The following is a 20102-nucleotide window of genomic DNA, read 5'->3' as shown; positions in this document are numbered from 1 at the left end:
CTCGTCATTGGGTCAGCGTCCTTTCGAATGTCCGCAAAGCGCGGGCCGCGCGAATGATGTCGCGCGGGCCATTGGCCTCGCGCAGGTCACCGGCGAGGCGGGAGAAGGGCGGGCCATCATGGCCCCGGCGGGCGAGCGCGGCGTCGATGGCGTGCTCGCGGTGTTCGTGATCGGCAGGGCGCAGTCCCAGCGCGGCCGCGACGCGGCGCCCGACCATGTCCTCGTAGGGCTGCTTCAGCAGGTGCCAGCGCTTCACCCGCTGCACCAGCGCGGCGCCGTTGCGGGCCAGTTGTCGCTTGCCGCGCGCCATGGCGGGCGCCTCGGCAATGGCCGGGCCGAAGCGGCAGAAGGCGCGCCAGGCGATCACCAGCCCGGCCAGCAGCAAGCACAGCGTGGCGGCAAGGAAGGGCGGGGTGAAAGCCAGCGTCAGCAGGTTCTCGCTGGCGCCGAGGCCCGCCAGCGTCAGGTCGAAATTGATCGGCATGTCGACCCCGTCGCGCGCTTCGTCCAGCAGCGCTAGCGCCGTGCGCGCCCGCATCTCGTCCGCCATGCCGTAGTTGTTGAGCAGGTCCGGCTCGAACACCACGATCACCGGCCACGGCTCGTAGTCCTTGTCCCCCCGGTCCGGTCGCAGGTCGGCGGCCAGCACGTCGCCTTCGCTGTCCTGCAGCAGCACGCGCATCGGCCCGTCAGGCTTGGCGACCAGCGCCTGCACCTGGCTCTCGTCGGGCAGGTCGCCGCTGCTGCCGAGCCCCTGCCAGCCGCCGGTCTCGCCGATGGCAAGCTCTGCCCCCTCGGCCACGGCCAGCTGTTCGAACCAGCCGGGCGACGAGGCCCCGGCCAGGACGACCCAGCCTTCCTCCGCCTCCACGCCGGGCGCGTCGGGAACGGGCATGGCCATCCACTTGGGCAGCAGCACCAGCGTCGGCCCTGCGTCGTTGTCGAACCTGCTCTGGATGATCTCGTTGATCTCTTCGGGGTCTGCCCAGCTCGGCGGGGTGAGCACCTGCAGGCCATAGTCCTCGAAGCCTGCCGGACTGCGTGACAGCGATACGTTGTGACCGGTGTCCCTCAGCAGTTCGACCAGTCCCGAATAGCCGTTGAGGCCGTTCGCCGCGGCGTGGCTGCCGCCGTCCCGCTCGCCTTCGCCGGTCCAGCCCTGACCCAGTGCATAGAGCAGCAGCAGGAAGGCGATGGCGCCTACGCTCAGCAAGGCCAGCACGGCCGAGGGTTTGAAGGGGTTGCGCGCGCGGCTCATGCGGAGACGGCCTTTTGCGCCAGCGCGAAATCGGCATAGGCGGCGCGGGCGCCCTGCCAGTCCGCTTCGTCAAGCTGCCCCAAGGCGAACAGGCTGCGCTCCACCGGGGCGGCGATCAGGGCGAAGGCCTTGCGTGCGGCTTCGGGCAGGCGCGGTTCGGACGCCAGTTCGCGCGCGGTGCTGGACGGTTCGACAAGGTCGGGCCGCGCCTCGGCAATCTGGCCCACCGAACGTTTCAGCAGCAGGTGCGTGGCCTCGCCGAAGTTGCCCGCCGCGGCCAGCCGGTCGGCCTCTTCCAGCAAGGCCAGCGCTTCATGTTCCCTCGGCGTCCACTCAGGGCTCGCCTCAGCCTTCTTGCCGCGTCTGAAGCCGGGGCCGTAGGCCTCGTAAAGCAGGTAGGCCACGCCGAGCACGGCCGCGCCGATCAGCACCCACATCAGTACCGGCCAGATGGCGACCAGCAGCCGCCCGACCGGGGCGAAGACCATGGCCAGCCAGTCCATGAATTGCAGGAACCAGTCGGGGGGCGGTTCCTGCTCGGGCAAGTCGATCTGCGAGAACTGGATGTCGCCATCGGCGCGCAGTTCACGCCAGGCTGTCGCGACATCATCGCCTTGCACCGGTAGCGGTTGTTTCCCCTGGCCCGTCGTCACGAAACCATTGGTTGCACGAGCAGAAGTGCGAAGCAACGCCTGTATTGGCCGAAGGCCAGATTGCACTGGAGGAAACAAAGCCGCATTAAGGCGCGCATGACGCAAATCTCGCCCCAGGAATATTCGCTGCAAGCTCCGCGTGAAGAACGCATCGGCAAGGTGTTGGTGGTGGGCGGCGGCTCGTCCGGCTGGATGGCCGCGGCGACGCTGGCCACTGCCTTGTCCCGCGATATCGAGGTGCAGCTGGTCGAAAGCGAGGCCATCGGCATCGTCGGTGTGGGCGAGGCGACGATTCCGCCGATGCAGAAGTTCAACCGCTTCCTGAAGCTGGACGAGCGGCAGTTCATCATCGACACCCACGGCACCTTCAAGCTGGGCATCGAGTTCCACAACTGGGGCCGGGTGGGCGATCAGTACCTGCACCAGTTCGGCGCCGTGGGGCGCGAGATAGATGCGCTGGTGAAGCTGCACCACTGGTGGCTGGTGGGGCGGCAGGCGGACCAGTCCGCCGACTATCCCAGCTGGCAGGAATGCCATGTCGCCTATCACGCCGCAAAGATGGATCGCTTTGCGCCGTCGGGGCCGAACAAGCAGCAGCTGCGCAACCGCTATACCCACGCCTATCACTTCGATGCGCACCTCTATGCCGCGCACCTGCGGCAGGTGGCGGAAAGCCGTGGCGTCACGCGGGTCGAGGGGCTGATCAAAGGGGTCGAGCGCAAGGGCGAGAACGGCCATGTCTCCGCCGTGGTGCTGGAGGACGGCCGCAAGCTGGAGGCGGACTTCTTCATCGACTGCTCGGGCTTCCGCTCGCTGCTGCTGGGCAGCGAACTGGAAGAACCGTGGACCGACTGGTCGAAGTGGATTCCCTCCGACCGCGCACTGGCCGTGCCCACGAAACGTGCCGAGGGCGGGCTGAAGCCCTACACGCAGGGCATCGCCCACACGGTCGGCTGGCAATGGCGCATCCCGCTGCAGCATCGCACCGGCAACGGTCACGTCTTCGCCAGCGCCTTTTCCAGCGAGAGCGAGGCGGAAGAACGCCTGCTGGCGACGCTGAATGCCGAAACCCTGGCCGAACCGCGCCTGATCAAGTTCCGCACCGGCCGGCGCGAGCGGGCATGGGTGGGCAACGTGGTCGCCGTGGGCCTTTCGTCCGGCTTCCTCGAACCGCTCGAATCGACCTCGATCCATTTCGTGCAGAGCGCGCTGGAACGGCTGGTCGAGCTGTTCCCGACCAAGCGCATGGACGCCTCGCTGCAACAGCAGTTCAACGCCCGGACCAAGCTGGAATGGGAGCAGGTGCGCGATTTCATCATCGCCCACTACAAGCTGACCGAGCGCGATGATTCGGAGTTCTGGCGCTACACCCGCGAGATGGAGGTGCCCGATACGCTGGCGGAAACGCTGCAAGTGTGGCGCGATCGGGGCCACCTGGCGGTGGATGGCGGACACCTGTTCCAGATCGGCAGCTGGGCTTCCATGCTGATCGGGCAGCGCTTCCTGCCGCAAGGCGTGCATGCCTTGGCCGACCGCGACGACCCGGCCGCGATCGCGCAGGAAATTCGCAAGATCGCCGCCGAGTGCAAGGCCGCGGCCAGCCAGTTGCCGACCCATGCGGAATTCATCACCCGCAATTGCGCCGCGCGGGAAATGGCCTAGTCGGCCAGCGCCATCCCCATGCACATGCTGAAATCGTCGAGCACGTAGTCGGCATAGGCTTCGCAAGGAGCAAAGCCGTGCTTGGCGTAGAGTCGCTGCGCGGGTTCGAAGACCTCGTGCCGCCCGGTTTCGAGGCCGAGCCAACGCAGCCCCTCGGCCCGCGCGGTGGCGATCAGGTGCAGCAGGATCGCTTCGCCCGCGCCGGTGCCACGCCAGGCATCGGCGGCGCGCATCGACTTGATCTCGCCCATGCCGCCGCCCAGCCGCTTGAGCGCGCCGACGGCGGCGAGTTCGCCCTCACGACGCGCGGCGTAGAAGGTGACGTTGGGTTCGCGCAGCCGCTCCGCGTCCAGCGCGTGCACTTTGCAGGCCGGCGAGCAGCGGTGCATCTCTTCCAGGTGTCGCTCCAGCAGTGACAGGACGGCGGGATCGGTCAGCGGATCGGGTGCGATGGAAAAGGCCGCGGGAGGCAGCTTCCCGCTCATCCGCGTTTGCGCGCCAACGGGTAGCTGCCGAACATCTGCACGCTCTTGCAGTGGAAGCGCAGTTCTTCCAGCGCGCGGTCGACTGCTGGATCGCCCGGCGCGCCGATGATATCGGCATAGAACATGGTGGCGGCGAAGCTGGCGCCCTTCTGGTAGCTTTCCAGCTTGGTCATGTTGACGCCGTTGGTGGCGAATCCGCCCATCGCCTTGTACAGCGCGGCGGGGATGTTCTTCACCTCGAAGACGAAGGTGGTCATCGCCTCCTGCCCCTTCAGCGATGCGGGATCGAGCGGCTCGCGTGCCAGCACCACGAATCGGGTGGTGTTGTCTTCCGCGTCCTCGACGTTCTCTTCCACGATCTTGAGGCCGTAGAGGTCCGCCGCCAGCGCCGGGGCAATGGCGGCAATCGATGGATCGCCCAGTTCGGCAACATGCGCGGCGGCACCGGCGGTGTCGGCATGGCTCAACGGCACGATGCCCTTGTCGCGCAGGTAGTGGCGGCTCTGGCTCAGCGCGTGGGGGTGGCTGTAGGCCGCGTCGAAGGGGCCTTCCTCGTCCAGCGCCATCAGTGCGTGGTGAATCGGCAGGAAGTGTTCGCCGACGATGAACAGCCCGCTTTCGGGCAGCAGGAAGTGGATGTCAGCCACCCGGCCCGCCTGTGAATTCTCGATGGGAATCATCGCGCAGGCCGCGCGGCCTTCCTTCACCGCCTCGATCGCGCCGATGAAGCTGTAGCAGGGCAGCGGCAGCGCTGCCGGGTCCCACTCGTTCACCGCACGGTGCGAATTGGCGCCGGGAGCGCCCTGGAAAGCGATGGCGCGCGCCGGGTCCTGCGCGGCGGCGGCATGCATCTTCTCGACCAGCGCGAGAGCGGGAGCGGGGTATGAATCCATAGGGCGAAAGGCGGTAGCGAGGCGATTGCGTGCCGACAAGCGTGCATGCACCCTTGCGTAGCTGGCCCGTGCACACTAGAGCGCCCCCCGATACACATTCCTTTGGCCTCCACACGAGCAGAACACCACTGGTCATGAGCAACACCAACACAATCTTCGGCTGGGTCCTTTTCAGCGGCATCGTGGGGCTGGGCCTCACCTCGATCACCTCCAAGGTTTTCCACGCGGACAACCCCGAAGTCGAAGAGTTCGGCTATATCATCGAAGCTGCCGAAGAAGGCGGCGTGGCAGACGCTGGCCCGTCGCTGGCCGAGTTGCTCAACACCGGGTCTGCCGAAGCTGGCGCCGCGGTGTTCGCCAAGTGCATCGCCTGCCACACCATCGAGCAGGGCGGCGCGACCGGTATCGGCCCCAACCTGTTCGGCGTGCTCGGCACCCCGATCGGCAGCCATGCCGCGGGCTTCGCCTATTCCAGCGCGCTGGCCGACAAGGGCGGCAACTGGGATTACGAGAACATGGACGCCTGGCTGTCCAGCCCGCGCGCTTTCGCCAATGGCACGAAGATGAGCTTCGCCGGCCTGTCCAGCGCTGAAGAACGTGCCAACGTGATTCTCTACATGCGCGATTACGGCGGCGGTCCGGACCTGCCCGCCCCGCCGGCACCGGAAGCCGAAGGCGAAGCTGTCGACGCGGAAGATGCCGCGGCGATGGCTGCCGAGGCTACCGACGGTTCGGAAAACCCGACCGCCGAAATGTCGACGCCGGAATAAGCGACACGCCGAAGCGCGAGGCTAGTCCTCGCGCCCCTTGAATCCCTGAGCGACAACGTACCACTCGCTGGAGCCCTTGCGGCTGGCGGGTGGCTTGGCGTGCTTGACCGTCTTGAAGTGCTTCTTCAGCAGGTCGAGCAGTTCCTTGTCGGTACCCCCGGCAAAGCCCTTGGCCACGAAGGCGCCACCCGGTGCCAGCACTTCCACCGCGAACCACGCCGCCGCTTCCACCAGCGCCATGGTGCGCAAGTGGTCGGTCTGCTTGTGGCCAACGGTATTGGCGGCCATGTCCGACATGACGAGGTCTGGCGGACCATCGAGCGCGGCGGTCAGCGCGGCCGGGGCATCATCGTCCATGAAATCCATCAGCAGGATCTCGACGCCCTCGATCGGCTCGGTCTCCAGAATGTCGATGCCGACGATGGCCGCCTTGGGCGCCTTGCGGCGGACGACCTGCGCCCAGCCGCCCGGCGCGATGCCCAGGTCAACCACGCGCTCGACACCCTTCAGCAGGCCGAATCGCTCGTCCAGTTCAAGCAGTTTGAAGGCCGCGCGGCTGCGATAGTTCTCGTCCCTGGCGCGCTTCACGTAGGGGTCGTTGAGCTGGCGTTCGAGCCAGCGCTGGCTGCTCGCCTTGCGCTTCTTCGCGGTCTTCAGCCGCCGTTGCGAATCCTGTCCGGCGCGGGCCATCAGTTCACTGCCCCGCCTTGCTTCAGGCGACGCAGCGCGGCCTGCGCTTCCGCACCTTCGGCGTCGGCGGCCATCAGGCTGCGCAGGATACCTTCGCGAATCCCGCGATCCGCCACGCCCAGGCGCTCGGCCGGCCAGATGTCGAGAATCGCCTCGAGGATGGCGCAGCCCGCTACCACCAGGTCCGCCCGGTCAGCGCCGATGCAATCGAGCTGGCTGCGTTCGGCCGGCGACATGCCGGACAGGCGCTGCGAAATCTCGCGCATGGATGCGGACGGCACGATCAGTCCGTCCACCGCCTTGCGATCGTATTGCGGCAGGCCAAGGTGCACGCTGGCCAGCGTGGTCACCGTGCCGCTGGTCCCCAGCAGGCGTTGTTCGGGTGCCTTGTGCTGGTCGATGCGCTTGGCAAATTCGGCGAAGCTGTCGAGCACCAGTTGCTTCATCTTGGCGTAGCGCGCGAGACGGCCCTGGTTGTCCGAGGGTTCCTTGCCCACGGTTTCCGACAGCGAGACGACGCCCCACGGCACGCTCTGCCAGTCGAGGATGCGCGGCACGGGTGCGCCCGGTTCGATCAGCACCAGTTCGGTGGAGCCGCCGCCGATATCGAAGATGATCGCCGGGCCGATGCCGTCTTCCAGCAGGATGTGGCAGCCCAGCACGGCCAGGCGGGCTTCCTCCTGCGCGCTGATGATGTCGAGCACGATGCCGGTTTCCTCGCGTACCCGCTCGATGAAGGCCTCGCCGTTGCTGGCGCGGCGGCATGCCTCCGTCGCCACGGACCGGGCGAGGTGGACGTTGCGCTTGCGCAGCTTGTCGGAACAGACCTTCAGCGCGCCCAGCGCGCGGTCCATCGCCTCGTCGGACAGCCGGCCGGTCTGGGCCAGACCCTCACCCAGCCGCACCACGCGACTGAAGGCGTCGATCACCACGAAGTTCTCGTCGGCAGGGCGCGCGATCAGCAAGCGGCAGTTGTTGGTGCCGAGGTCGATGGCTGCGTAGGCCTGCCTGTAGGATTTGTGCGGAGGGCGCCGCCATTGCCGCGGTTCCTGCGGCCTGCCCCCATTTTTCTCGCCGGATCTGCTGTTGTGGCCTCTGGTGTTCTTGCGGCGCCGCTCTTGCCCCTCGGGCGCCTTGTTCCTGGCCTTTTCGCGTCGGTCCGGCGGATTGATATCCGCCATTTTCGTATTCCAATAATCTTTCACCCGCCCGCGTCGGACGGAAACCTGATTACAGGCTATACCAACGTTGCATTTGGCACAAGCCGCGCCCGGCGCGCGCGCTCAGGTCCCGCCGATTTCCTCGCGATTCCCGGCAGTTCGGAAGGGCGCTTCGAGAGCAGGCAGCAGGGCGATGTCGCGCTCGGCGGCTGGGTCGTCGACGCCGATTTCGATGCTGTCCTGCGGTACGTCGAGGCGGAAGGTGCCGTGCAGCCGGTCCCAGATGCTGATGCCGCTCGACCAGTTGGCGTCCATCTCGTCCAGCCGCTGGCTGTGGTGGATGCCATGCATCTTCGGCGTGGTGACCAAGTGGCTCAGTTTCTCGTCCATGCCATCGGGTAGCCGCAGGTTGGAATGGTGGAACAGCACCGAACCAAGGAAGAAGCCGCGCCAGGCATTGTGCGTTTCCGGATCCGCCCCCGACAGGCGCACCTGCAACATCCGCATCGGCGTGGAAATCGCCATGTCGAGCGCGTGGAAGCGGATCGCGGTCGAGGTATCGAGATCGGGATCGAGGTGGTGTACCCGGTGGAAACGCCAGAGGAAGGGCACCTTGTGCGTGGCGACGTGCCACAGGTAGTAGGTGTAATCCATCAGCAGGAAAGCGGCGACGCGGCCCGGAAATCCGCCGATCAAGTGCTGCAGGCCGCGCTTCTTGCGCTTGTTCTCCTGGGCGATGGCATCGGTGATCGGCGCCTCGGTCGCCATGATCACCGCCTGGCAGGTCGCCCCCAGTACCCCGTTGCGCACCAGTCGCGGCAGTTCCTCACGCGTGCGCTGGCGCAGCGGGCGCGCGCGCTCCGCATAGAGCAGCGTGCCCACGGCGGCCCCGGCGACGGCGAGGCCGGCAAGCTTGGCGAGTCGGGAAGCCATGCACGGCACACTGACCGTTCGCCACAGCGCCGTCCAGCGGTTACAGCGGTGGCATGAGCTTGCCGCCGACCATCGCCCTGTTCGCCAAGTATCCCCATGCGGGGAAGGCCAAGACCCGGCTCGCCCCGGCGCTGGGCGATGCCGGCGCGGCGGAAGTGCACCGGCGGCTGGTCGAACGCACGCTGGCGACGGTGCGCGAAAGCGGGCTGCCCTTCGCGGTGCATTTCACCGGTGCTGCGGCGGAGGACTTCGCCGCCTGGCTGGGCGCGGACGTGCCGCTGGTGGAGCAGGGCGAGGGCGATCTTGGCGCGCGGCTGGCGCGGGTTGAGGCACCGGCGATCCTGCTGGGCGCCGATGTTCCGGGGCTGACTGCGGAGCACTTGCTGGCGGCGGCCGAGGCGCTGCGCGAGGTGCCGGTCGTAATCGGACCGGCAAGCGACGGTGGTTATTACCTGATTGGTTTTACGAGAGAAATTTCGTTCCTCTGGGGTGAAATGCCTTGGGGCACCGAAAGGGTGCTGAAAGCGACAGAGGGGCGCCTGGGGGAACAGGGCGTGCCTTACCGGTTGCTGAGCGAACTCGACGATTGCGACAGGCCCGAAGACCTCGCCAACTGGCCCGAGCTGGTGCCGTGAGCCAGCTTTCCATCGTCATCCCGATGCTCAACGAGGCCGCCGCGCTACCAAGCCTCATCGAACGTGTCGCCAAGCTCGATCCCGCGCCGCTGGAAGTGGTCGTGGTCGATGGCGGGAGCGAGGACGAGTCCGTCGCGCTGGCCGAGGTTGCCGGCTGGCGCGTCATCTCCGCCGAGCGTGGGCGGGGCAGCCAGGTCAACGCCGGGGTGGCTGCGGCGAAGGGAGAGCAGGTCGTCGTGCTGCATGCCGACACCGTACCGCCGCACGACATGGTGGCGGTGATCGCCGACACACTGGCCGATGAGAAGATCGCGCTGGCCGGCTTCACCCCGATCATTCGCGGCCCGGAAAAGACCCGCTGGGTCACCACCGCGCACAACTGGGCGAAGACCTGGTACGCGCCGCTGATTGCCCGGCCGCACCTGTTCTTCCGTGGCGTGCGACTGCTGTTCGGCGACCATGCGATGTTCTTCCGCCGTGCGCAGTTCCTCGAGAGTGGCGGCTGCACGCAGGATGCCAAGGTGATGGAGGAGGCGGACCTCTGCGTCCGGCTGGCCCGCTACGGCAAGGTGAAGCTGATCCGCCGCACCATCGAGACTTCCGACCGGCGGATTGCCGAATGGGGCGGGCTGAAGGCCAACTGGATCTACTTCAAGGTCGGGATGCTATGGGCGTTCGGGGTGCGCGAGCGGCTGGAGAAGCATTACCCGGACGTGCGCTAGGCAGGTATCCGGCGGCCACGCCATAGGCGATCAACCGGTCGAGCCAGTCGCGGTCGGTCGGCGGGCAGGCGAGGCCCGTCACCGCGCGAAACCTTGCATCGTCGAAGCGCGGCGCGCGGGTGAAGTAGGCGCCGAAGGTGTCGAGCATCCGGCCCAGCAGCATCGCCTCCGCCGGACGCAGTGAGACAGGGTCGAAGACGTCGGGTTCCAGCACCGTCACATCGGGGAAATGCGCCACCCGTGTCACGCCGTGCGCCAGCTCGGCAGCGGGCAGGGGTGTCTGGCCGACGAGGTGGAAATAGCCGCCCTGCGCCGCTTCGAACCGCTCGGCCAGCCGCACCAGGCCCTCGGCTACATGGTCGATCGGCACGAGGTCGAGCGTCGAGCCTGCCCGTGCCGGGAAGGTGGAAACCTTGCCGCGCGCCATCAGGCGGAAGACGTTGCACAGCGAGGGAAAGTCGCGGATCGCGCCCGTATCGCTGTCGCCCAAGACGATGGAGGGCCGCGCCACGGCGAAGGGCAAGCCGCTTTCCGTAACCGCGGCTTCGGCCAGCGCCTTGCTTTCCTCGTAGTTGTTGGTGAAGCGCGTGCCTGCGGGCACCGGGCCTTCGGCAATCGCGCCTTCGCGTTCGCCGCAGACATAGGCGGTGCTGACGTGCAGGAAACCGGCGCCTGCCGCACGGGCATAGGCCAGCGCGTTGCGCGTGCCGTCGACATTGACTGCCGCCAGCACCGCTTTCGGGGCGTCGAATTCGAGGCTGGCGGCGCAGTGGATGACGACATCGTGCGGCTCCGGATCCAGCCCCATCAGCGGCTGCGTGACGTCGCCGGTAACGATAGTGACCCCGTCCACCTGGGCGCCGTCGTTACCGCGCACCTCGTGGGTCTTGCGCACCAGCGCCGTCACCGCATGGCCGCGCGCCGCCAGCCGCGCGCAGACTTCGCCGCCGATCAGGCCGGCGGCTCCGGTGACGAGCACCTTCAGCAACAGGGGGCGTCGTTCTTCGTGGGATTGGCGTCCGACTGGCCGAACGGCACGGCGGTACCGCAGCCGGGGAAGACGCCGAAGTGGCGGCTGAAATCGCCGATGAATTCGAAGTGCGGAGCGAACCGCGTTTCCGCCAGCATCAGCCATGAGTTGCCGCAGACGGGGAAGACGCGCCCGGCTTCGATGGCATGATGCGCGTCGAGTTCGAACACCTTCTCGTGCTCGGGCACGGTGCCCTTGTAGATCACCGCCTGGCCGTAATCCTCGCACTGCGGCTCGAGGCCCGCCAGCTTGAACAGGCGATAGGTGGCGGAAACGAAGTTGATGCCCGCCAGCTTTTCCGCCGCCTCGGCATCGTTGATTGCCAGCGGACGGTCGGTGACGAGGCGCGGATCGGCAAAGCCGGCGGTCTTGGCGATACGGTCGAAATCGCCCCAGTAGAGCGCGCCGGACAGGCACTCGCCGTGCAGCACGGGATCGTGCAGCAGGTGTTCGGGCACACGGCGGTCGGCATAGACGTCGGAGAAGTACAGTTCCCCGCCCGGCTTCAGCAGCTTGTGCGCGGCGCGGAACACGGCTTCCTTGTCGGCGACCAGGTTGATCACGCAGTTGGAGACGATGATGTCGAAGCTTTCCGGCTCCAGCCCCAGCTGGTCCAGCTTCTCGATATCGCCTTCGACGAATTCGACATTGGCATAGCCGAAGCGGTCGGCGTGCCAGCCCTTGTGGGCGTTCGCCACGGCCAGCTGTTCGGGCGTGGCATCGACCCCGGTGACGCTGCCTTTAGGCCCCACCAGTTGCGCCAGCAGGTAGGCATCCTGTCCGCTGCCCGATCCCAGGTCGAGCACGCGGCAGCCTGCCAGCGCCTGCGGCACGACCAAGCCGCAGCCGTAGTAACGGGCCTTGACCTCCTCGTGCACGTTGCGCAGCGCCTCGCGCACGCTGGCGCTGGGCATTTCGAAGGTGCAGCAGGCATCGGTGCGCAGGTCGGCGGAGCCTTCCAGCACCTTGCCGTAATAGTTCTGGGAATTTTCGAGGTTCATGAAACCGTTTTCCTGTGGTGTCCGAAAGGATGCATGGACGTTTCTGACTTCGTCGGCCATCCTGAAATGGTTACGCCCGCTGCCGGGCTGAGGAGAATTCCTTGGAATACACGCATGACGTGATTGTCATCGGCGGAGGTGCCGCCGGCCTTACTGCTGCCGGCGGCTGCGCGCTATTCGGCCTGAAGACCGTGCTGATCGAAGGCCACAAGATGGGCGGCGAGTGCCTCAACAACGGCTGCGTTCCGTCGAAGGCGCTGATTGCCGCGGCGCGCCGTGCGGCCGAAGCGCGCGAGGAGAAGCGTGCCGGGGTGCAGCTGGCCGCGCCGGTGGTCGAATGGGCCGGGGTGCACAAGCACGTGCATGACGCCATCGCCCAGATCGAACCGCACGATTCGGTCGAGCGGTTCGAGGGGATGGGCTGCGAGGTGATCCTCGGCTGGGCCAGGCTGACGGGGCCGAAATCGGTCGAGGTGGACGGCAAGGTGCTGACCGCGCCGCGCATCGTCATTGCCACCGGCTCCGGCCCGGCAGTGCCGCCGGTCGAGGGGCTGGACGGCGTGCCCTACCTCACCAACGAGAACCTGTTCGACCTGACCGAGCAGCCCGAACATCTCGTCATCATCGGTGGCGGGGTGATCGGCATGGAGATGGCACAAAGCTTCTGCCGCCTTGGTAGCAAGGTAACCGTGATCAATCCGGGCGAACTGATGGGGCGCGACGATCGCGACAGCGTGGCGCTGGTGAAAGGCGTGATGGAAGCCGAGGGCGTGCGCTTCATCGATGGCAAGGCGGCCAGGGTCTCCGGCAGCGCGGGCGCGATTACCGTGACCACCGATGGCGGCGAGGAGATCGCCGGATCGCACCTGCTGGTGGCCGTGGGACGCAAGGCGCGCACCGAAGGCTACGGGCTGGAAGAGCTGGACATCGAACTGGGCCGCAACGGCATCAAGGTGGACGCGCGGCGGCGCACCAGCATGAAGCATATCTATGCCATCGGCGACTGCCGCGAAGGGCCGCGCCTCACCCATGTATCGGGCTACGAAGGCTCCAACGTGGTGCTGGAAATCGCGCTGGGCCTGCCGGCCAAGGTCGACTGGCGCGCCTTGCCCTGGTGCACCTATACCGAGCCGGAAGTGGCGCAGATCGGCATGACCGAAAGCGAGGCGCGCGAGCGGTATGGCGACAAGCTGACGGTGGTGACCGAGGGCTTCGACCATAACGACCGCGCCATCGCCGAAGGGCTCGATCAGGGACACTGCAAGGTCATGCTGAAGGGCAAGAAGGTGGTCGGCGCCAGCATTTGCGGGGTCAACGCGGGCGAGTTGCTGCTGCCGTTCACGCAGATGATCACCGGCAAGACCGGCACATTCGATGTCGGTGGAGCGGTGATTTCCTATCCCACCCGGGTCGAGATCGTGAAGGCAGCGGCCTTCAAGGCGTGGGAGCCGACGGTATTCGGCACCTGGCCCAAGCGCTGGGTGTCGCTGCTGGCCAGGCTGCGGCGGGCGTTCTGATGGCGACACGGGTGAACAGCCGCAATGCGCCCGACGGGCCGTCGCCATTCGCGGTGGAGGGCGAGCGACTGCCCTCCGGCAAGTTCGTCGATCCACTGCTCACTGCCAAGGGGGAGCCGCGCGCGACGGTTGGCCTGCGCCAGCTCGACACGCTGTGGTTCGCCACCGGCACGCTGTGCAACCTCGCCTGCGCCAATTGCTACATCGAGAGCAGTCCGACCAACGATGCACTGGTTTACATGTCGGCGGCCCACGTGGCGCGCTTCCTGGATGAGATTGCCTCGCGCGGCGTGCGCGAGATCGGTTTCACCGGCGGCGAGCCATTCATGAATCCCGAGATCGTGGCCATGGTGGAGGACGCGCTGTCGCGCGGGCACGAGGTACTGGTGCTTTCCAACGCGATGAAGCCCATGCGCCGGTACGAGGCGGAGCTGCTGCGGCTGCGCGCCGCCTATGGCGAACGGCTTACCCTGCGCGTCTCCATCGACCATCACACGCAGGCCGTGCACGAGGCCGAGCGCGGGCCGAACTCCTGGCAGCCGATGCTGGAAGGGCTGCGCTGGCTGTCCGCAAACGGTTTCTCGCTGGCTGCGGCCGGGCGGCACCTGGCGGGTGAGACCGATGCCGAGGCGCGCGCGGCCTATGCCGCGCTGTTCGCTGCCGAGGGCATCGCTATCGACACCGCCGATCCGGCGCGGCTGGTGCTGTTCCCGGAGATGGACGCCAGCGCCGACATTGCCGAGATCACCACCGCCTGCTGGGACATCCTCGACAAGTCGCCCGACGACATCATGTGTGCCAGCCAGCGCATGGTCGTGCACCGCAAGGGCGAGCCGCAGCCACGTGTCGTCGCCTGCACGTTGCTGCCGTTCGACCCGCAATTCGACCTCGGCGCGACCGTGGCCGAGTCCGATCGCGAGGTGCCGCTCAACCACCCCCATTGCGCAAGATTTTGTGTACTGGGCGGCGCGAGTTGCTCTGCCTGAGCATTAATTGTTTCAATTCCAATCGTTTGCGCAACAACTGTTGCCAGCAGAACGCTATCATTCCATCCTTGCGATAGTTCTGTGAAAGCTGGTGGTGCGTTTGGGTCGCGCGGCACCGCTGGTTGCAGGTGCTAACCGGGGGCTTAATGGCGGACCTAGAAGGCTTAGACCTTCCGCTCGCTTTGGACAGCGTGCCACTGCAGTCGTTCATGGATAACATGCCGATTGCGATGATCCTTGCCGACCGCGGGGGCATCATTCGCGCTGTCGGCAACAAGATCGAAGACGATTTCGGTTACCGGCCCGACGAACTGGTCGGGCGCAACCTCCATATCCTGATGTCTTCGCCGCACCGCGAGCGGCACGATGGCTATATCTCCCGCTACCTGGAAACGGGCGAGCGTCGCATCATCGGCGCACCCCGCATCGAGAACGCGCTCCACAAGAATGGCCATGCCATCGCGGTGGAGATCAATATCGGCGAAACCGAGCTGGGCGGCGAACGGATGTTCATCGGTTTCCTGCGGCCGATCGAGGCCGTCCGCAGCAATCGCCAGCAGATCCAGACGATGCTGGCCGAGCTGGCGCATATCTCGCGCGTGTCCGCGATGGGCGCGCTGGCGACGGCAATTGCGCATGAGCTGAACCAGCCGCTGACCACCATCGCCAACTTCGCCGCCGGCGCGCGTGACCGGCTGGCTGCGCGGGAGGACAGCGAGGAGCTGGAAGAGGTGATCGCGGCGCTCGACAATTGCGGCAACCAGGCCGTGCGCGCGGGCCAGCTGCTCCATCGCCTGCGCGAATTCGTCGAACCGGGCGACCACGAGTCCGACGCGGTGCCGGTAGAGGAGTTGGTGGATGCCACCATCTCGCTGGCGCTGATCAATGGCTACCGGCGGTCGATGGTCATCGACCGGAACATTCCTCATGGCCTGCCGCCGGTGCGGATCGATGCAATCCAGGCCGAACAGGTGCTCTACAACCTGCTGCGCAATGCCTTCGACGCCATGTCGGATGGCCCGGACAAGCAACACAGGATCGAACTGTCGGCCTGCAAGGTGGGCGAAAGCGCGGTGGCGATTGCGGTGGAGGATTCGGGACCGGGAGTTCCGGCGGACCTGCGCGACAAGATCTTCCAGAGCTTCGTCACCACCAAGTCCGGTGGCATGGGCGTGGGTCTCTCCATCTGCCGGCAGATCGTCGAATCCTTCGGCGGCACGCTGGAGCTGGATGGGCGGAGCAAGCTGGGCGGCGCGCGGTTCGTGATGACGCTGCCCTGCGGCTTCCCCGATGTCGACGCGGGGGAGGGCTGACGCCATGTCGAAGAAGCTGCCCGCCATCCCTGTCCACATTGTCGACGACGATGCCGACGTGCGCCTGTCGGTCTCCTTCATGCTGCGGGGTGAAGGACACGAATGCACGCTGCACGAAAGCGGCGAGCAATTCCTGGACGTCGTTGCCGATCTGGAGCCGGGCTGCATCCTGCTCGACCTGCACCTGGGCGACGGGGACGGGCTGGATATCCAGCGTCGGCTGGCAGACCGCGGCATCTCCATGCCGGTAGTGCTGATGACCGGCCACGGCGACGTGTCCACGGCGGTAAAGGCGATGAAGCTGGGCGCGATCGACTTCATCCAGAAGCCCTTCGGCAAGGCCGACCTGATGACCGCGCTGAAGGCTGCCGGGGAACTGGTCGGCCAGACCACGCAGATGGACGGCGAGCGGGCTGAGGCGCAGCAACTGATCGAACTGCTCAGCCCGCGCGAGCGGCAGGTGCTGGACGGGCTGGCGCACGGCCAGCACAACAAGACCATCGCTTTCGAACTGGGCATCAGCCCGCGCACGGTGGAAATTCACCGCGCCAATGCCATGCGCAAGCTGGAAGTACGGACCTTGCCGGAAATGCTGCACATCGCCTTCCAGGCGGGTGTCATGGAGGGGTGATCCCCTCGGCGCCTAGCGCACCGTTCAGGGACTGCTCCAGGTCTTCGCTACAAACCCGGTAAAGCGCGGCAATGGTGTTGGCAGAGCGCAGGCAGACCGTGTCACCCGGCAGGAAGCGGCGACCGTAGAACCGGACGACCGGATCGACCCGGCGCGGATGGCCGGACCAGACGAAGCACCATTGCCCGTCCAGCGGGCGAACCTTGCCGTGGGTGACATTCCCGCGGGCGTCGAAGCGCCGCACGTCGGCCTGCGCGTCACCCTTCAGGAACTGCTCCAGCGAGATGCGGCCATCGCTGATCAGCGGCAATGAGAGGCTGTAGGAATACAATTGCCCGGTGCGCCACAATACCTGTGGTTCGCATGGTTCGAATCCGAGCGGGGTCCATTGCACGGGCATAATCCGTCAGGTCGAAAGAACCCGGCCAAGCTAGCCTGCAAGCGACTTGCAGCAACTTCGGGATTATACGCAGTTTCGCGTAATGCGCGGCGCACGGACGGGCGGGCGGATAAGGGAAAACCCTAGGTCAAGAAACCTTACCGCGAAGGCGGACCGCAATCGCTGCTGACAGGGCTGTTAGGTGGTGACCGGCACTTTTATCTCGAAAATACAAAAGTTTATATAGTTCTGCCTGACGCATAATCTGAGAAACATCAGTAAACCTCCGTAGTGAACGGGCGCAATTTTCCTTTAACGAAACGGCAAACCACGGAGATTCCCTTAGTTGTTTGAACTAGCTGGGATTGCGAGTTTTCACCTGTCCGATCGACCCTTCGGTTGGGACCATAACGATGGGGGTGGCGGTGCATTTCTGCCCCTCAAGTGGACAGGAGTTGTGATCATGAAAAAGTTCTTCGACGCATTCATCCGTGACGAATCCGGTGCCTCTGCCGCCGAATACGCACTCATCCTTGCCATCATCGGTGTCGGTATGGCCGGCGCGGCGCTGGCCCTCAGCATCCAGATCCAGGGCGCCATGAACGATGCTGCCGGCGAGATCGAAGAAGGCCGCGGGATCGAGGAAGGCTGATCCCCGCAGGGAGGCTATCCGCCTCCCGTACATCCCCCCGGCGGCTGACGTCGCCGGGGGATGTTCTCCGCAATTACATCTTAGGGGAGAGGTGCCGTGCAAACGCGCAATTGGGTTCTGCTGGCTGTCGCCGCAGTTATCGGGATCGTCGCGGTCATCATTGCCAACGCGTGGTTCTCCGGAATGGAGCAACGCCAGGATGATGCCGAATCGACGCTGCGTGAACAGGAAACCGTGCAGCTCGTCGTGGCATCGCAACCGATGGAATTCGGCACGCCGCTGACAGACCAGAACGTCCGGCTGCAATACTGGCCGGCAAGCTCGGTGCCCGAAGGCGCCTTCCTCTCAGTCGAACAGGCCCTCTTGGACAGTCGTGTAGCGACCCGTCCGATGGTCCCCGGAGAGCCTGTGCTGGCCAGCAAGGTCAGCGGTGTTGACGGGCGAGCGACTCTTGCCGCGTTATTGCCTCCGGGGCTGCGCGCAGTTTCGCTGCCCGTCGATGCCATCCGTGGCGTGGGCGGCTTCGTCCTCCCCGGAAGTGCCGTCGACGTCATCCTGACGCGGCGCATGGAAGGTCCCGGGGCCAACCGTGACGACCTGCGGTCCGACGTCCTGCTCGAGAACGTGCAGGTGCTGGCGGTGGACCAGAGCTCCAACGACAGCGAAGGCGAACCGCGCGTCGGTGACACTGTAACGCTGGCCGTCTCGCTCCGCGACGCCCAGCGCCTGGCCGTGGCCCAGGGCCTCGGCACGGTCAGTCTCGCCCTGCGCGACGTGGCAGAGCCCGCCCTGTCCGGTGACGAAGAGGCGCCGGACCTTGGGACCATTACCGCCGCCAACCTCGGTTCGCGCGGCTTCTACATCCCGGCGCAGCGCGCTCCGACCCCTGTGACCTACGTGTCCAGCTCGTCGGGCTCGTCCTCCAGCCAGTCCTCGCAGGCTGCCGCACCGGCTCGCACCGGCCCGCGGATGGTGGTCGTGCGCGGCACCCAGACAACCAGCTATCCGGTCGAACGACTTGGGGGTGAATGACATGAAGATGCTCAACGCTTGCGCGCTTGCCCTGGCAACCGTTTCCCCGCTGGCCATCGCCATGCCGGCGCTGGCCCAGGAGACTGCCTCCGCCACCTCGCTGCACGCCGGTACGCTGGAAGTGCCCGTGAACAAGAGCATGGTCGTCTCGGCTGACACCCCGATCGCCCGAGCGATGATCGGCAATGCCGAAATCGCCGACGTGCTGCCGATTTCGGATCGCTCGATCTACGTGCTGGGTCGCGAGTTCGGCACCACCAGCCTGACGCTGTACGATGCCCGCGAGAACGTGATCGCGGTGATGGACGTTTCGGTCGGTCCCGACGTAGTCGGCCTGCGTGGCCAGCTCGCCGAGCTGCTGCCGGGTGAAGACATCTCGGTACGCCTGTCGAACGGTCGTGTGCTGCTGACCGGCATGGTCAGCGATCCTGGACCCGCTTCGCGCGCTGCGCAGCTGGCGGAAGCCTATGCCGGCGACAACGTGATCAACCTGCTCAGCATGGGCGGCAGCCAGCAGGTGATGCTGGAAGTGCGCTTCGCCGAAGTCGACCGTACGGTCGGCGAACGCCTGGGCGTCAGCGGCATCGGCCTGTCCGACGATGGCGATTTCAGCGGTGTGCTGGGGTCGGGAGTGACCCTGCCCGCCGGCACCTTGGACGAGCCGGGCCTGTTGACGACCAACCCGATCAACGACGCCTTCGGCATCCTCAGCCAGACGTTCAGCCTCGGCAGCCTGGATATCGATGCGACGCTCGACATGCTCGAGCGCCGCGGGCTGTCGCGCACGCTGGCGGAACCGACGCTGGTCGCCCTGTCCGGCGAACCGGCCTACTTCCTGGCTGGCGGCGAGTTCCCCATCCCGGTGGTGGCGAATTTCGGCCTCGGCCAGACGAGCCAGCAGAACCTCGGTGTCGAGTTCAAGTCCTTCGGCGTGAGCCTCAGCTTTACGCCCACCGTGCTCGGACGCGACGTGATCAGCCTGGTGGTCGAGCCGGAAGTCAGCTCGATCGACGAATCCACCACGGTTTCGGTGAACGGCATCACCATTCCCGGTCTGCAGACGCGCCGGGCGCGCACCACGGTGGAACTGCGCGACGGCGAGAGCTTCGCCATCGCCGGCCTGCTGCGCGAGGAGTTCCGCACCACGGTGCGGCAGGTGCCGCTGCTCGGCTCGCTGCCGATCATCGGGACGCTGTTCCGCTCCACCAGCTTCCAGCAGGGGCAGACCGAACTGCTGATCGTGATCACCCCGCGCCTGGTGGCGCCGATCCGGCCGGAGCAGGTGCGCCTGCCGACCGACCGGCTCGACCCGCCGCAGCCCTACGACGTGCTGCTGGATGGCGAGGGCTACCGCCCGCGCGCCCTCGACCCGATCGAAGGCGAAACCAGCGAAGAGGAGACGGACTATGAATACTAAGCTTGTGTCTGCGGCGTCTTCCATCGCGCTGCTCTCGCTGGGGGCCTGCACGCAAAGCATGCTGACCGACGAGCCCAATGCGGCCGCCTTCGGCGAGCCCAACCGCCAGACCATGGCGGCGCAGGTCGTCAATCCGGAGCCGGAGTACGACACGCTCGTTCCCGCCTCCAGCGCCGAGCACGCTGCCGATGCGGTGGAGCGCTACAACGAGGGCAACGTCAAGGAACCCAACCACATCCCCAGCACCTCGCCCAGCGGGGGCTCCTGATACGGAAGGAGCCGT

General features: G+C 66.3%; 22 protein-coding genes. 12 read left to right on the top strand and 10 right to left on the bottom strand.

Going from position 1 to position 20102, the window contains the following annotated elements; all coding sequences use genetic code 11:
* Positions 1-4 precede the first annotated feature (4 nt).
* Positions 5-1258 (bottom strand): DUF4350 domain-containing protein, encoded by a 1254-nt coding sequence (locus OZN62_RS07190; protein ID WP_269098808.1) that lies wholly within the window; start codon positions 1256-1258, stop codon positions 5-7.
* Positions 1255-1911, bottom strand: a complete 657-nt coding sequence (locus OZN62_RS07185; protein WP_269098807.1) for a hypothetical protein — start codon at positions 1909-1911, stop codon at positions 1255-1257. Before OZN62_RS07185 ends, OZN62_RS07190 begins: the two co-directional genes overlap by 4 nt.
* A gap of 96 nt (positions 1912-2007) precedes the next feature.
* On the opposite strand from OZN62_RS07185, the gene OZN62_RS07180 reads away from it, so the two are divergent.
* Entirely contained in the window at positions 2008-3573 is a 1566-nt protein-coding gene (locus OZN62_RS07180) for a tryptophan halogenase family protein (protein WP_269098805.1), read from the top strand.
* Here the strand turns inward: OZN62_RS07180 and OZN62_RS07175 are convergent.
* Together OZN62_RS07175 and OZN62_RS07170 are read right to left on the bottom strand one after the other, a co-directional pair.
* The gene (locus OZN62_RS07175) at positions 3570-4058 is read right to left on the bottom strand and encodes a GNAT family N-acetyltransferase (protein ID WP_269098803.1); all 489 of its coding nucleotides are present in this window, start codon (positions 4056-4058) and stop codon (positions 3570-3572) included. The two genes, OZN62_RS07180 and OZN62_RS07175, sit on opposite strands and share 4 nt — an antisense overlap.
* Positions 4055-4951, bottom strand: coding sequence for a prephenate dehydratase (locus OZN62_RS07170; protein WP_269098801.1), 897 nt, complete (start codon positions 4949-4951; stop codon positions 4055-4057). The genes OZN62_RS07175 and OZN62_RS07170 overlap by 4 nt, the downstream gene beginning before the upstream one ends.
* 134 nt (positions 4952-5085) lie before the next feature.
* Between OZN62_RS07170 and OZN62_RS07165 the strand changes: the two genes are divergently transcribed.
* A complete protein-coding gene (locus OZN62_RS07165; protein WP_269098800.1) occupies positions 5086-5721 on the top strand; it encodes a c-type cytochrome in 636 nt (211 codons plus the stop codon).
* Positions 5722-5742: 21 nt separating this feature from the next.
* On the opposite strand, the gene OZN62_RS07160 is transcribed toward OZN62_RS07165, so the two are convergent.
* The 3 genes from OZN62_RS07160 to OZN62_RS07150 form a co-directional block, all read right to left on the bottom strand.
* Entirely contained in the window at positions 5743-6411 is a 669-nt protein-coding gene (locus tag OZN62_RS07160) for an RlmE family RNA methyltransferase (protein WP_269098798.1), read from the bottom strand.
* Positions 6411-7592, bottom strand: a complete 1182-nt coding sequence (locus OZN62_RS07155; protein ID WP_269098797.1) for a Ppx/GppA phosphatase family protein — start codon at positions 7590-7592, stop codon at positions 6411-6413. Before OZN62_RS07155 ends, OZN62_RS07160 begins: the two co-directional genes overlap by 1 nt.
* 102 nt (positions 7593-7694) lie before the next feature.
* Positions 7695-8504: a sterol desaturase family protein gene (locus OZN62_RS07150; protein WP_269098795.1), complete on the bottom strand. Its 810-nt coding sequence runs from the start codon at positions 8502-8504 to the stop codon at positions 7695-7697.
* A gap of 53 nt (positions 8505-8557) precedes the next feature.
* On the opposite strand from OZN62_RS07150, the gene OZN62_RS07145 reads away from it, so the two are divergent.
* A complete protein-coding gene (locus tag OZN62_RS07145) occupies positions 8558-9139 on the top strand; it encodes a TIGR04282 family arsenosugar biosynthesis glycosyltransferase (RefSeq protein WP_269098794.1) in 582 nt (193 codons plus the stop codon).
* A complete protein-coding gene (locus tag OZN62_RS07140; RefSeq protein WP_269098793.1) occupies positions 9136-9861 on the top strand; it encodes a glycosyltransferase in 726 nt (241 codons plus the stop codon). The genes OZN62_RS07145 and OZN62_RS07140 overlap by 4 nt, the downstream gene beginning before the upstream one ends.
* Here OZN62_RS07140 and OZN62_RS07135 read toward each other — a convergent pair.
* Both OZN62_RS07135 and OZN62_RS07130 read right to left on the bottom strand, forming a co-directional pair.
* Positions 9791-10840 carry an SDR family oxidoreductase gene (locus tag OZN62_RS07135; RefSeq protein WP_269102123.1) on the bottom strand — a complete coding sequence of 350 codons (1050 nt, stop codon included), beginning with the start codon at positions 10838-10840 and terminating at the stop codon, positions 9791-9793. The genes OZN62_RS07140 and OZN62_RS07135 overlap by 71 nt on opposite strands.
* 2 nt (positions 10841-10842) lie before the next feature.
* Positions 10843-11892: a methyltransferase domain-containing protein gene (locus OZN62_RS07130; protein ID WP_269098792.1), complete on the bottom strand. Its 1050-nt coding sequence runs from the start codon at positions 11890-11892 to the stop codon at positions 10843-10845.
* A 101-nt stretch (positions 11893-11993) separates the two neighbouring features.
* On the opposite strand from OZN62_RS07130, the gene OZN62_RS07125 reads away from it, so the two are divergent.
* From OZN62_RS07125 to OZN62_RS07110, 4 genes are all read left to right on the top strand, one after another.
* Positions 11994-13409, top strand: a complete 1416-nt coding sequence (locus OZN62_RS07125; RefSeq protein ID WP_269098791.1) for a dihydrolipoyl dehydrogenase family protein — start codon at positions 11994-11996, stop codon at positions 13407-13409.
* Positions 13409-14395 (top strand): radical SAM protein, encoded by a 987-nt coding sequence (locus OZN62_RS07120; RefSeq protein WP_269098790.1) that lies wholly within the window; start codon positions 13409-13411, stop codon positions 14393-14395. The genes OZN62_RS07125 and OZN62_RS07120 overlap by 1 nt, the downstream gene beginning before the upstream one ends.
* Before the next feature lie 146 nt (positions 14396-14541).
* Entirely contained in the window at positions 14542-15708 is a 1167-nt protein-coding gene (locus OZN62_RS07115; protein ID WP_330848732.1) for a sensor histidine kinase, read from the top strand.
* Between the two features lie 4 nt (positions 15709-15712).
* Positions 15713-16339, top strand: a complete 627-nt coding sequence (locus tag OZN62_RS07110) for a response regulator transcription factor (RefSeq protein ID WP_269098788.1) — start codon at positions 15713-15715, stop codon at positions 16337-16339.
* Here the strand turns inward: OZN62_RS07110 and OZN62_RS07105 are convergent.
* A complete protein-coding gene (locus OZN62_RS07105; protein WP_269098787.1) occupies positions 16326-16649 on the bottom strand; it encodes a hypothetical protein in 324 nt (107 codons plus the stop codon). The genes OZN62_RS07110 and OZN62_RS07105 overlap by 14 nt on opposite strands.
* A 532-nt stretch (positions 16650-17181) precedes the next feature.
* Between OZN62_RS07105 and OZN62_RS07100 the strand changes: the two genes are divergently transcribed.
* From OZN62_RS07100 to OZN62_RS07085, 4 genes are all read left to right on the top strand, one after another.
* Positions 17182-17370, top strand: a complete 189-nt coding sequence (locus OZN62_RS07100; RefSeq protein WP_269098786.1) for a Flp family type IVb pilin — start codon at positions 17182-17184, stop codon at positions 17368-17370.
* A 96-nt stretch (positions 17371-17466) separates the two neighbouring features.
* Positions 17467-18402, top strand: coding sequence for a Flp pilus assembly protein CpaB (gene cpaB, locus OZN62_RS07095; protein WP_269098785.1), 936 nt, complete (start codon positions 17467-17469; stop codon positions 18400-18402).
* 1 nt (position 18403) lies between these two features.
* Complete coding sequence (locus OZN62_RS07090; RefSeq protein WP_269098784.1) at positions 18404-19819, top strand: type II and III secretion system protein family protein; 1416 nt, start codon at positions 18404-18406, stop codon at positions 19817-19819.
* Positions 19809-20087 (top strand): hypothetical protein, encoded by a 279-nt coding sequence (locus OZN62_RS07085; RefSeq protein ID WP_269098783.1) that lies wholly within the window; start codon positions 19809-19811, stop codon positions 20085-20087. Before OZN62_RS07090 ends, OZN62_RS07085 begins: the two co-directional genes overlap by 11 nt.
* Positions 20088-20102 lie beyond the last annotated feature (15 nt).

Source organism: Aurantiacibacter sp. MUD11, assembly GCF_026967575.1.
GTDB lineage: Bacteria > Pseudomonadota > Alphaproteobacteria > Sphingomonadales > Sphingomonadaceae > Alteraurantiacibacter.
This window is presented reverse-complemented; position numbering and strand designations above follow the sequence as displayed.

Coding starts and splice junctions, on each gene's coding strand:
- OZN62_RS07150 (WP_269098795.1), bottom strand. CDS start 8,504: ATGGCTTCCCGACTCGCCAAGCTTGCCGGCCTCGCCGTCGCCGGGGCC.
- OZN62_RS07165 (WP_269098800.1), top strand. CDS start 5,086: ATGAGCAACACCAACACAATCTTCGGCTGGGTCCTTTTCAGCGGCATC.
- OZN62_RS07170 (WP_269098801.1), bottom strand. CDS start 4,951: ATGGATTCATACCCCGCTCCCGCTCTCGCGCTGGTCGAGAAGATGCAT.
- OZN62_RS07145 (WP_269098794.1), top strand. CDS start 8,558: ATGAGCTTGCCGCCGACCATCGCCCTGTTCGCCAAGTATCCCCATGCG.
- OZN62_RS07160 (WP_269098798.1), bottom strand. CDS start 6,411: ATGGCCCGCGCCGGACAGGATTCGCAACGGCGGCTGAAGACCGCGAAG.
- OZN62_RS07115 (WP_330848732.1), top strand. CDS start 14,542: ATGGCGGACCTAGAAGGCTTAGACCTTCCGCTCGCTTTGGACAGCGTG.
- OZN62_RS07090 (WP_269098784.1), top strand. CDS start 18,404: ATGAAGATGCTCAACGCTTGCGCGCTTGCCCTGGCAACCGTTTCCCCG.
- OZN62_RS07110 (WP_269098788.1), top strand. CDS start 15,713: ATGTCGAAGAAGCTGCCCGCCATCCCTGTCCACATTGTCGACGACGAT.
- OZN62_RS07190 (WP_269098808.1), bottom strand. CDS start 1,258: ATGAGCCGCGCGCGCAACCCCTTCAAACCCTCGGCCGTGCTGGCCTTG.
- OZN62_RS07130 (WP_269098792.1), bottom strand. CDS start 11,892: ATGAACCTCGAAAATTCCCAGAACTATTACGGCAAGGTGCTGGAAGGC.
- OZN62_RS07180 (WP_269098805.1), top strand. CDS start 2,008: ATGACGCAAATCTCGCCCCAGGAATATTCGCTGCAAGCTCCGCGTGAA.
- OZN62_RS07120 (WP_269098790.1), top strand. CDS start 13,409: ATGGCGACACGGGTGAACAGCCGCAATGCGCCCGACGGGCCGTCGCCA.
- OZN62_RS07100 (WP_269098786.1), top strand. CDS start 17,182: ATGAAAAAGTTCTTCGACGCATTCATCCGTGACGAATCCGGTGCCTCT.
- OZN62_RS07175 (WP_269098803.1), bottom strand. CDS start 4,058: ATGAGCGGGAAGCTGCCTCCCGCGGCCTTTTCCATCGCACCCGATCCG.
- OZN62_RS07155 (WP_269098797.1), bottom strand. CDS start 7,592: ATGGCGGATATCAATCCGCCGGACCGACGCGAAAAGGCCAGGAACAAG.
- OZN62_RS07085 (WP_269098783.1), top strand. CDS start 19,809: ATGAATACTAAGCTTGTGTCTGCGGCGTCTTCCATCGCGCTGCTCTCG.